11 protein-coding genes and 1 rRNA gene are annotated in these 10,594 nt (G+C 65.1%); 11 read left to right on the top strand and 1 reads right to left on the bottom strand.

Annotated elements, in window-relative coordinates; all coding sequences use genetic code 11:
* The 4 genes from lnt to I6U14_RS03790 form a co-directional block, all read left to right on the top strand.
* The coding region (gene lnt / locus I6U14_RS03775) for an apolipoprotein N-acyltransferase (RefSeq protein ID WP_296896984.1) at window positions 1-1,035 on the top strand (1,035 nt) is incomplete at its 5' end.
* 43 nt (window positions 1,036-1,078) lie between these two features.
* Window positions 1,079-1,648 carry a hypothetical protein gene (locus I6U14_RS03780; protein ID WP_296896985.1) on the top strand — a complete coding sequence of 190 codons (570 nt, stop codon included), beginning with the start codon at window positions 1,079-1,081 and terminating at the stop codon, window positions 1,646-1,648.
* 1 nt (window position 1,649) lies between these two features.
* The gene (mpl, locus tag I6U14_RS03785; RefSeq protein ID WP_296896987.1) at window positions 1,650-3,014 is read left to right on the top strand and encodes a UDP-N-acetylmuramate:L-alanyl-gamma-D-glutamyl-meso-diaminopimelate ligase; all 1,365 of its coding nucleotides are present in this window, start codon (window positions 1,650-1,652) and stop codon (window positions 3,012-3,014) included.
* Entirely contained in the window at window positions 3,011-3,622 is a 612-nt protein-coding gene (locus I6U14_RS03790; RefSeq protein WP_296896988.1) for a flavin prenyltransferase UbiX, read from the top strand. The genes mpl and I6U14_RS03790 overlap by 4 nt, the downstream gene beginning before the upstream one ends.
* A gap of 57 nt (window positions 3,623-3,679) precedes the next feature.
* Here I6U14_RS03790 and hemL read toward each other — a convergent pair whose 3' ends face one another.
* The gene (hemL, locus tag I6U14_RS03795; protein ID WP_296896989.1) at window positions 3,680-4,969 is read right to left on the bottom strand and encodes a glutamate-1-semialdehyde 2,1-aminomutase; all 1,290 of its coding nucleotides are present in this window, start codon (window positions 4,967-4,969) and stop codon (window positions 3,680-3,682) included.
* Between the two features lie 329 nt (window positions 4,970-5,298).
* Between hemL and I6U14_RS03800 the strand changes: the two genes are divergently transcribed.
* The 7 genes from I6U14_RS03800 to I6U14_RS03830 form a co-directional block, all read left to right on the top strand.
* On the top strand, window positions 5,299-5,463 hold the full coding sequence (locus I6U14_RS03800; RefSeq protein WP_296896990.1) for a rubredoxin: 165 nt from the start codon (window positions 5,299-5,301) through the stop codon (window positions 5,461-5,463).
* Window positions 5,464-5,581: 118 nt separating this feature from the next.
* Window positions 5,582-5,944, top strand: a complete 363-nt coding sequence (locus I6U14_RS03805) for an iron-sulfur cluster assembly accessory protein (RefSeq protein ID WP_296896998.1) — start codon at window positions 5,582-5,584, stop codon at window positions 5,942-5,944.
* 14 nt (window positions 5,945-5,958) lie between these two features.
* Window positions 5,959-6,990 carry an N-acetyl-gamma-glutamyl-phosphate reductase gene (gene argC / locus I6U14_RS03810; RefSeq protein ID WP_296896992.1) on the top strand — a complete coding sequence of 344 codons (1,032 nt, stop codon included), beginning with the start codon at window positions 5,959-5,961 and terminating at the stop codon, window positions 6,988-6,990.
* Window positions 6,974-7,750: a DUF6776 family protein gene (locus I6U14_RS03815; protein WP_296896993.1), complete on the top strand. Its 777-nt coding sequence runs from the start codon at window positions 6,974-6,976 to the stop codon at window positions 7,748-7,750. Before argC ends, I6U14_RS03815 begins: the two co-directional genes overlap by 17 nt.
* A 112-nt stretch (window positions 7,751-7,862) precedes the next feature.
* Entirely contained in the window at window positions 7,863-8,213 is a 351-nt protein-coding gene (erpA, locus tag I6U14_RS03820; RefSeq protein ID WP_296896994.1) for an iron-sulfur cluster insertion protein ErpA, read from the top strand.
* Window positions 8,214-8,860: 647 nt separating this feature from the next.
* A complete protein-coding gene (gene tyrS / locus I6U14_RS03825; RefSeq protein ID WP_296896996.1) occupies window positions 8,861-10,078 on the top strand; it encodes a tyrosine--tRNA ligase in 1,218 nt (405 codons plus the stop codon).
* Window positions 10,079-10,290: 212 nt separating this feature from the next.
* Window positions 10,291-10,594, top strand: a 16S ribosomal RNA gene (locus I6U14_RS03830); the annotation flags it as partial.

Genomic DNA, 10,594 nt, shown 5'->3' on the forward strand with positions numbered 1-10,594 from the left:
GCCGGGCCTGGCCGCCGTGTCATCGTGGCCGGTGCCGCCGGGCTGCTCGGGGTGGGTCTGCCCCGCCCGGGGGTCGGGCGGCCAGCGGCGCGGGCGTCGCTGCTCGCGCTGGGGCTCGCCGGCGGGCTGTTGGGGCGGGTTGAGTGGACCCGCCCCGCCGACGGGCCGCTCAGGGCCGCCGTTGTACAGGGCAATGTCGAGCAGTCGGTCAAGTGGGCAGCGGACGGCGTGTTGCCGACGCTCGAAATCTACTTGGGCCTCACGCGCGATGTCCTGGATGACGCCGATGTGGTGGTGTGGCCAGAGACGGCGGTGCCGACCTTCTTGCACCAAGTGGAGTCTGCGCTGATGGCGCCGCTCGCGGAGGACGCCCGCGCGGCAGGCGCGGAGGTGGTCATCGGCGTGCCGGTGATGGAGCGCCAGGACCGCTACTTCAATGGGCTGGTGAGCATCGGCAGCGCCGAGGATCGCTACTACAAGCGCCATTTGGTGCCTTTCGGCGAGTTTCTGCCGTTGAAGCGCTATCTGCGGCCCCTCGTCGATTGGTTCGATGTGCCCATGTCGGATTTCAGCCGAGGTGAGGCGCCGCGCCCCCTGTTGCAGGTGGGCGAATATGCGGTGGGCGTGTCTATTTGCTACGAGGACGTTTTCCCGGAAGAGGTGCGGCAGGCACTGCCGGCGGCGGCCTATCTCATCAATGTGAGCAACGATGCCTGGTTCGGCGATTCGCTGGCGCCGCATCAGCACCTGGAGTTCGCGCGGCTGCGCGCGCTAGAGACCGGTCGACCGTTAGTGCGGGCGACTAACACCGGCATTTCCGCCATCATCGATCACCGCGGACGGGTCACCGCGGCGCTGCCGCTTTTCGAGCGCGGGGCGCTGATCGGGACCATTCAGCCACGCTCGGGTGCCACGCCCTTCGTGTGGGTTGGCAGCCTGCCGACGCTGCTGCTCGCAGCGGCGATGCTCTGCATTGCGTTGCTGCTCGCGTGGCATGGTTCCGCGGGCCGCTTGCGCCTGGCTGATGACGGGTGAGATCCGCGCCTCGGCGCTTGGCGTCCGTTAGTGCGGACGCGGTATGATGCGCTGCCCCGTCACCACCGCTTTGTCCGCCCCGCCTGCCTTGCTCGCGCTGGTCCACTTCTTCATCGAGCTCTGCCTGTTGCGCCGCAATCCGCAGGATCTGCCTGCGTCCGGGGCGCTTTTCGGCGTCGTGCTGGCGGCGGCGGTATTGGGCGGGTTGCTCCTGTCCGTCACCGCGGGGGCATCGCTGGCGGCTGGCTTTACGCAGACGCTGCTGGATCTCCTGCTCATGCTGGGGGTCCTGCACCTGGCATTGAAGGCCTTGAACAAGCAAACCCGGTATCTGCAAACGGCCACGTCCCTGGTGGGAGCCGACGTGGTTATCGGTCTGGTTGCGCTCCTGCCTGTTTCCTTGGCCGCCCCGGCGGCCGGTGCGGAGCCCGGCCCGGATGCCCTGATTGCAGGCTTGCTGTTCCTCGCACTGGTGGGCTGGAGCGTGCTGGTGGTGGGGCACATCCTGCGCCACGCGTTCGATCTTTCGCTGGCCCAGGGGGTAGTGATTGCCATCGCCTTCGATGTCTTCAGCTTTGTCGTCATCAGTGCCGTCACTCAGGGGCCCGCCTGACATGCACCTGCACATCCTTGGTATCTGCGGTACCTTCATGGGCGGCGTGGCGCTCTTGGCGCGGGCGCTCGGACACCAGGTCACCGGCTCCGACGCGAACGTCTATCCGCCCATGAGCACCCAGTTGGAGGCCGCCGGTATCGGCCTGATGCAGGGTTACGAGGCCAGGCACTTGCAGCCGGCGCCGGACGTGGTGGTGGTGGGCAATGCCATGACTCGCGGCGTCTCTGCCGTGGAGTACATGCTCGACGCAGGGCTCCCCTATGTGTCAGGCCCGCAGTGGCTCGCCGAGCATCTGCTGCCGGGTCGCCATGTGCTCGCGGTGTCCGGCACGCACGGCAAGACCACAACGTCCAGCATGCTGGCCTGGGTGCTGGAGGAGGCGGGCTTGGCGCCGGGCTTCCTCATCGGCGGTGTGCCGCAGGACTTTGGTGTGTCTGCCAGACTGGGCGGGGGGCAGCATTTCGTCGTCGAGGCGGACGAGTACGATACAGCCTTTTTCGATAAGCGCTCGAAGTTCGTCCATTACCGGCCGCGGACTCTGGTGATCAATAACCTCGAGTTCGATCATGCGGACATCTTCGACGATCTCGCGATGATCCAGCGACAATTTCATCATTTGGTGCGTACGGTCCCGGGCTCTGGGCTGATCGTGCATCCCTTCGGCGAGCCGGCGGTCGATGCGGTGCTCGACATGGGTGCCTGGACCCCCACCGCGTCCACTGGCGACGGCGGCGATTGGACAGCCGAATGGCTGGTGGAGGACGGCTCCGAATTCAGGGTGGTGTCACCGGAGGGTATCCAGGCAGAGGTGCGTTGGCAGCAGACAGGCGCGCACAATGTGCAAAACGCGCTCTCCACCATGGCCGCCGCCGCCCATGTCGGGGTTGGACCGACCACGGCTGCTGCGGCACTCGGGCGCTTCGGTGGCGTGAAGCGGCGCATGGAATTGCGGGGAGAGGTAGGGGGTGTGCGCGTCTATGACGACTTTGCACATCATCCAACGGCCATTGCCAGCACCTTGCAGGGTTTGCGCCGGCGTGTTGGCGATGCCCGCATTATTGCCGTGCTGGAGCCGCGCTCGAACACCATGCGTCTGGGGGTTCACGCGTCGGCGCTCGCGGACGCGCTGGCATCGGCCGATCAGGTACAGGTGTATGCGCCTGCAGACCTGGGCTGGGACGCGGCGACAGCTCTCGCCCCCTTGGGCGGGCGTCTGCGGGTGGCGACGGCTGTGGAGGAGATCGTAACCTCCGTGGGCGCTGAGGCGAGTGCCGGTGACCATGTGCTCGTCATGAGCAACGGAGGCTTCGGCGGTATTCACCAGTTGCTGCTGGACGCACTCGCGTTCCGCGAGCCTCGATGACCAGCTGGAACAAGACCATCGCCGTCGGACTCACTGGCGCCTCCGGCATCCACTACGGCCTGCGTGTGCTGCGTTGCTTGGTGGAGGCAGATGCCCGAGTCTACCTGCTCGTGTCGCAAGCGGCGCAAGTGGTGCTCAAGATGGAAGCCGACTTGGATGTCCCGGGCCGTCCCGCGGACGCCGAGGCCTTTTTCACCGGCCATTTCCGCGCGGCCGCGGGGCAGATCCGGGTCTTCGGGCGTCAGCAGTGGGCGGCACCGGTGGCGAGCGGCACCAACCCGCCCGATGCGATGGCGATCTGCCCTTGTACCACGGGAACACTGGCGAGCATTGCGGCCGGGCTCAGCCAGGACCTGATGGATCGCGCCGCCGACGTTGCCCTCAAGGAGGGCCGCAAATTGATCCTGGTGGTGCGCGAGATGCCTTTCACCACGGTGCACTTGGAGAATATGCTGCGGCTCTCCCGGGCCGGCGCGGTGATTATGCCGGCCAATCCGGGCTTCTACTTCAAGCCGCAGCGAGTGGACGAGATCTACGACTTCGTCGCGGCCCGGGTGCTCGATCACCTGGGCATCCCGCACCGGCTATCCGCGCGCTGGGGCGACTGATGCGGTCGTCTTTGGCGGGTCATGCCCCCGCGCCCGCCGCCCCGCGGACTGTCTGACTCAGTGGCCGGCGACTGCCGCGAATGCCTCCCGAGCCGCAGCCAGTGTCGCGTCGATTTCCGCGTCCGTGTGCGCGGCGGAGACAAAGCCCGCCTCGAATGCCGATGGCGCCAGGTAGACGCCGCGCTCCAGCATGGCATGGAAGAAGCTCTTGAATTGCGTCTGGTTGCAGCTTGTCGCAGCGGCGAAGTCCGTGACCGGGCCGTCAGCGGTGAAGAAGAGGCCGAACATGCCGCCGGCACGATTGGTGCTGAGCGGTATGCCCGCGGCTTCGGCTGCGGTCTCCATGCCTTGCGTGAGGCGCTCGGTGGTAGCGGCCAGGGCCTCGTGGAAGCCAGGCGCCGACAGCAGCTCCAGGGTCTTGAGTCCGGCGGTCATTGCGATGGGATTCCCCGACAAGGTGCCGGCCTGATAGACAGGGCCTAAGGGCGAGATCTGCTGCATGATGTCGCGCCGCCCGCCGAAGGCGCCCACCGGCATGCCGCCGCCGATGATCTTGCCCAGCGCCGTGAGATCTGGTGTGACGTCGTAGAGCGCTTGCGCGCCACCGCGGGCGACGCGGAAACCGGTCATGACCTCGTCGAAGATCAGCACGCTGCCGTGCTGGTCGCAGACCTCGCGCAGGGCTTCCAGAAAGCCCGGCACCGGAGGAATGCAGTTCATGTTGCCGGCCACGGGCTCGACGATGATGCAGGCCACCTCGTCGCCGAGCTTGGCCATGGTGTCGCGCACCGCCTGCGCATCGTTGTAGGGCAGTGTCAGGGTGAGCTCGGCCAGGGCGGCCGGCACGCCGGGTGAGCTCGGCTCGCCGAGGGTCAGCATGCCGGAGCCGGCCTTGACCATGAGTGAGTCAACGTGGCCGTGGTAGTTGCCCTCGAACTTGATGATCTTGTCTCGTCCGGTGAAGCCGCGGGCGAGGCGGATCGCGCTCATGGTCGCCTCGGTGCCGGAGCTTGTCATGCGCACCAGCTCGATGCTTGGCACCAGCTCGCAGACGCGATCGGCCATCATGGTCTCAAGCTCTGTCGGTGCGCCGAACGACAGGCCTTTTTCTACACGCGCCGTCACCGCAGCGATGATCTCTGGGTGGGCGTGGCCGAGTATCATCGGTCCCCAGGAACCGACGTAGTCGATGTAGCGCTTGCCGTCTGCATCGGTGACGTAGGCCCCGGAGGCGGACTCGAAAAAGACTGGCGTGCCGCCGACGCTTCGGAAGGCGCGAACCGGGGAGTTGACGCCGCCCGGGATGTGGCGTTGAGCGGCCTCGAAGAATTGCTCGGATCGGGACATGGGGAGGCTCCTGTCAGCGATGGGGTGCGGCTAGAGGCGCATGCGACGCGTGCGTCGCGCTGTCGGCCGGCAATGGTAACAATGCACGGCGCGGGTGGGGTTGCGCTGCGGCATGAGTGTGAGCGGCTGCCTGTGCGCCTGGCAGTGCAGTGGGCTCCGTGCGCGCGGCTCCATCGAACAACTTACGCCGGCTTCGACCCTCCGACGCGCGGCTACGGCGTTGAAATGCCCAGCGTCAAGACCAACCTGCCGCCGCTGCGCTGGCGCCCGGGCGAGTCGGTTGCGGGCGGGGACTGCGCATACGAGGAGACGAGAGCGGAGAACGAGACGTGAAGCGTTACATGTGTATGGTTTGTGGCTTCATCTATGATGAGGAGCTGGGTTGGCCGGATGACGGCATCGCGCCCGGCACCAAGTGGGAAGACGTTCCGGACACCTGGGTCTGCCCGGAGTGCGGCGTAGGCAAAGAAGACTTCGAGATGGAGGAGTTGTGAGGCAGCGGCTTGCGCTGCAGCAGAGTACCTGACTAAACTTTATGGAAATAGCCTAGGCTGCTGTGCTAGCGTCATGGCGCATCAGCGAACGAACGAACATACCCCCGGGAGCTTCAACATCATGGCTATGCTGGAAGATACCGATCTCACCCTGACTGGCGCCGCACAGGGCAAGATGAGCGAGCTTTTCGCGGGCATCGAAGAGGGCATCGCCGGCGTGCGTGTCTATGCGGCCCCTGGCGGCTGCAGCGGCGTCAGCTTCGGCATGACGTTCACCGACGTGATTAACGACAACGACGGTGTACGGGACTTCGGGGACTATAAGGTCGTCGTCGACGATGGCACCCTGACCTATCTGCGCGGCGTGGAGATTGACTTCATCGACCGTGGCGATGGGCAGGCGACCTTCGTCTTCAACAACCTGCCGTCCACGGGCGGCGGTTGCAGTACCTGTGGGTCCAGCTCTGGCGGCTGCTCCTGACGACTTGTCCACAGATGGCCTCCATCGGCATCGTCGGCGGTACCGGTTACACCGGCTCTGAGCTGCTGCGGCTTCTGTCTGGGCATCCGCACGTCGAAGTCCGTGTCATCACCTCCCGCGCCGAAGCAGGCCAGCGGGTGGCTGATGCTTTGCCCATGTTGCGAGGCCGCACGGAGCTGGTGTTCGCGGACCCTGCGGATGCACCGCTCGCGGATTGCGATTTGGTCTTCTTCGCCACGCCGAACGGCACCGCCATGGCCCAGGCGCAAGCGCTCCTCGACGAGGGCGTCCGAGTGGTTGACCTGGCGGCGGATTTCCGCATCAAGGATGTCGCCCTCTGGGAGTATTGGTACGGCATGCCGCACGCCGCGCCGGCACTCGTCGACCAGGCGGTCTATGGTCTGCCGGAGCTGAACCGGTCCGCGATCGAGCAGGCGCGGCTCGTCGCTAATCCGGGCTGCTACCCAACGGCCATCACGCTCGGCCTGCTGCCATTACTGGAGTCCGGGGTCATCGACCCCACAAGGATCATCGCTGACGGCAAGTCGGGGGTGAGCGGCGCCGGGCGCAAGGCCACCACGGGGCTGCTGATGGCCGAAGTGGGCGAGAGCTTCAAGGCCTACAGCGTGGCTGGCCATCGGCACGAGCCGGAGATCGAACAGACGCTGCGGCTCTGCACGGGAGAGACTGTAAGCCTCACCTTTGTGCCGCATCTAGTGCCCATGGTGCGCGGCATCGAGGCCACGATGTATGCGCCGCTGATCCGCACCGTGCCCGACTTGACGGAGATTGTCGCGCGGCGCTACCGCGACGAACCTTGCGTGGACGTGATGCCGGCTGATCTGCCGCTGGAGACCCGCTCGGTGCGCGGCAGCAATCTGTGCCGGATCTCGGTGCTGGAGCCGCAGAGCAAGGGGGTCGTCGTGGTGCAGGCAGTGATCGATAATCTCATCAAGGGGGCGGCGGGTCAGGCTGTCCAGAACATGAACCTCATGTTGGGCTTCCCGGAGCTCGCAGGGCTCGACAGCGTTGCCCTCGCTCCTTGACTGGCGCCGCAACGGTGCGGCCGTAGAGGCCCGAGCGCTCCAACGCGGGCGCGGTCCTTGGCGCACGCGTTGGCTGCTCGTCGGTCTCGGTTGGCTGGCCGTCGTCGCGGCGGCTTTCGTGCTCGGATACCTGCTGGCCGCCCATGACACGCAGCGGGCGTCGGCGCGCATCCAGGCTCTGCAAACCGAGCGAGATATGCTGAGCGAGCAGCTTGCCGCCCAGCGCGACGACCGAATCAAGCTGGAGCGCTCGCACCAGATGGACGTTGAAGCGCGGCGGGTCGCACAGGCGCAGATCGTCGAGCTGGAGCGCGAGCGAATGCGCCTAGAGCAGCAGCTGACTCAACTGCGGGCCCTTGTTGGCGTCGACGGGCGTGGAGTCGCGGAGGTCGACAGTCTCGTCTTGGCGCCGCAGCCGGATGGCGGCTATCGGTATCGCCTGACCGTCGGCCAGCTCGTGCCGGATTTCGGACGCACCCGGGGCGAAGTGCTGCTGTCGGTTGTGTTTGCTGCCGCGCAAGCGGATCCGGGAGCACCGAGTGGTGACACCGAGAGGAAGACCGTCGAAGCGGCGCGCCACGCGCTGGACTTCGAGCACTTTCAGGTGCTGACAGGCGAGCTTAGGCTGCCGGAAGATGCAACGCCCCTCGAGCTTATCGTTGAGATAATGCCGAAGGACGACACCTTAATGTCATCGCAAGAGATCGTACATTGGGAGGCGGCGCACACGGATGAGCCTGTGGCGGCGACACCGCCGTAGCGGGTCGATCGGACACCGTCGGCTCAGGAGCCCGGTGGGAAGACACCGCAAGCGACGCCACCTTGATCTCGGCGACCCTTGACCTTTACGACCTAGCAGAGGAGTCCAAATGATGACCGATATCGTAGCTGAAGAGGCGCCACTGGTATTTACGTCCCAGGCCGCCGCCAAGGTCGCAGACCTCATCGCGGAGGAGGGGAACGACGATCTGATGTTGCGCGTCTATATCCAAGGCGGTGGTTGCTCGGGCTTTCAGTATGGCTTTACGTTTGCCGAGACGGTCGACGACGGTGACACCGAAATCGTTACCGACGGCGTCAAGCTCTTGGTGGATCCAATGAGCTTGCAATATCTGAGCGGGGCGGAAATCGACTACACGGAGGGGCTGCAGGGCGCTCAGTTCGTCATTCGCAATCCCAACGCCACCACCACCTGTGGCTGCGGGTCGTCTTTCGGAGTCTGAACCGAATCGCTGATCACGCACGCAAGCCGTCCCTGAGCCTTGTCCTCTGGGCGGCTGTCGCGCCTTGTTTGCCGCATCTCGGAAGTGTCGGGAGGCCGTGACCGCCGCAGGCCGGCCGCGTTCTGGGCATGTCGTTCTGGGGTTGGGCCTTCGACGAGAGTGAGGGGCGGTTGCGGCGTTGTGTTCCGCGTTTGTGGCTGGTGTCTGGTGGGTTGTCTTGAAGTCCGGTGAGCCGTCAGTGTTGCGGTTCCATCGGGCCGGCGGGCGCCGATTGGGTCGGCGTGCTGGGTGGTGGCAACGTCAGTGGAATTGCGCTCGGTTGCTTTGACGCCGTGGCGCTGACAGGGTCGGTGCCTGCGCCTGGCCGAAAGACCAACCAAGCGGCCGCAGCCGCCACCAACAGGGCCACCAGCGCGAGCACAGTCGGCTGGATGGGAAGCGGCGCTCGCCGGAGCGATAGCTTGCTCGGGCGTCGTGTACCGGCGTCCTTGTAGTCGCGCATGTAGAATTCTGGTGGTGGGCGTCACTGTTCGCGCAGTCTAGACGATGTTGACTGCGGGCGGAAAGCGGCGGCCATCGATGTTGTTCGCTATCACGCCAAGGGGCGCATCCTCGCGTCACACCGGCCCTAAGAGAGAGATCAGAGCATGCCTGGTGCGGAGGAAGCGCTTGCTGCGTTGGAGCGCGGAACGGTAGAAATCATCGGGCTCGAAAAACTGCGCGAAAAGTTGGCCCGTGGCGAGCCGTTACGCGTCAAGGCGGGCTTCGATCCTACTGCGCCGGATCTCCACCTTGGCCATGTCGTGCTGCTGCAGAAACTGCGGCAGTTCCAGCAGCTCGGCCACAAGGTGCTGTTCGTCATTGGCGACTTCACCGCTATGATCGGCGATCCTACCGGCAAGAGTGCCACGCGCAAGCCGCTCTCTCGAGAAGAGGTGGCGGCGAACGCAAATACTTACCGCGAGCAAGTGTTCCGGGTCCTGGATCCGGACGCGACCGACGTGGTCTTCAATTCCGTGTGGCTGTCCGATCTTGGTGCCGAGGGCATGGTGCGGCTCGCTGCGCGCCATACCGTCGCACGCATGCTGGAGCGCGATGACTTCGCCCGGCGCTACAAGGCGCAACAGCCCATCGCCATCCACGAGTTTCTGTATCCCTTGATCCAAGGCTATGACTCGGTGGTGTTGCGGGCGGATGTGGAGCTCGGCGGTACGGATCAAAAGTTCAATCTCCTCGTTGGCCGACAGCTTCAGGAGGGTGAGGGCCAGGCGCCACAGATCGTCATGACCCTGCCCATCCTAGAAGGACTGGACGGCGTCCAGAAGATGTCCAAGTCTCTAGGCAACTACGTGGGTATCACCGAAGATCCCGCGGAGATGTTCGGTAAGCTCATGTCCATCTCGGACGAGCTGATGTGGCGCTATTTCGAGCTGCTCAGCGATCGTCCCGCGTCAGCGCTCGGTGAGCTTCGACGCTCGGTGCAAGAAGACGGCGTCAACCCGAGAGATATCAAGCTCGCGCTCGCGCACGAGCTGGTGGCGCGATTCCGGGGACCCGCGGCAGCCGATGAGGCGCAACAAGCCTTCACGGCGCGCTTCCAGCGAAAGGAGTTGCCTGCCGACCTGCCGGAGCAGCTCGTCGAGATCGACCAGGCTGACCCGCCGACGCTCGCACAGGTCCTCAAAGCGGCCGGCATGGTCGCGAGCACCTCGGAGGCTAACCGCCTGGTGGCCCAGGGCGCCGTTCGGCTCGACGGCGAGCGCGTTGGCGATGGACGCGCGGCGTTTCCTCTGGAGGAAACACATCTGCTTCAGGTCGGCAAGCGACGGGTCGCGCGCGTGCGTGTGGCGTGTCGCGCAAGCTAACGTGCGCAGATTTTTCCCTTGACACCCTCTTCTCGGGGTGTACAATTGTCGGTCTCACTTCGGTGAGTTCAGATCTTTAACAACCTATCGAGTCAGCTTGTGTGGATGCTCCGTTGAGGCGCGCGATGCGAATCGCGGCTTGGCGGTGTATCACACGGTGATACCTGTCGAGCGGAAGGATCGGCCGTCACCGAGTGGCGGCAGCAAGAGATGAACTGAAGAGTTTGATCCTGGCTCAGATTGAACGCTGGCGGCATGCCTAACACATGCAAGTCGAACGCGAAAGCCCTTCGGGGTGAGTAGAGTGGCGGACGGGTGAGTAACGCGTGGGAATCTGCCCTGTAGTGGGGGACAACCCGGGGAAACTCGGGCTAATACCGCATACGTCCTACGGGAGAAAGGGGGCTTCGGCTCTCGCTGCAGGATGAGCCCGCGTCCGATTAGCTAGTTGGTGGGGTAATGGCCTACCAAGGCGACGATCGGTAGCTGGTCTGAGAGGATGATCAGCCACACTGG

The organism is Thiohalocapsa sp., from assembly GCF_019695415.1.
Taxonomy (GTDB): Bacteria; Pseudomonadota; Gammaproteobacteria; order Chromatiales; family Chromatiaceae; genus Thiohalocapsa.